The organism is Massilia soli (assembly GCF_016809835.1).
GTDB lineage: Bacteria > Pseudomonadota > Gammaproteobacteria > Burkholderiales > Burkholderiaceae_D > Telluria_A > Telluria_A soli.
In genome coordinates this window covers 1-275 of sequence record NZ_JAFBIL020000035.1, presented here as the reverse complement: position 1 = coordinate 275, position 275 = coordinate 1, and the positions used below count along the sequence as shown (strand labels likewise).

The 275-nt window shown below is 58.9% G+C and carries 1 pseudogene; it reads left to right on the top strand.

The window, feature by feature from the left end:
* Positions 1–275: pseudogene (locus tag I4X03_RS23015) on the top strand (IS3 family transposase); the annotation flags it as partial.

The window sequence follows — 275 nt, the reverse complement described above, 5'->3', positions numbered from 1 at the left end:
AAGGCCAAGCTGGACGCGGAAAACGGCCTCATTGCCGACTGGCTGGTGAGGCTGACGAACAACCAGCGCAACTGGGGTTTCGGGCTGTGCTTCCTGTACCTGCGCAACGTGAAAGGCTTCAAATGGAACCACAAGCGCGTCTACAGGATTTACCGTGAACTCGAGCTGAACCTGCGAATCAAGCCGCGCCATCGCCTAGTGCGCGAAAAACCGTTGCCGCTGGCGGTGCCGGCCGCGATCAACCAGAGCTGGTCGATGGACTTCATGCACGATCA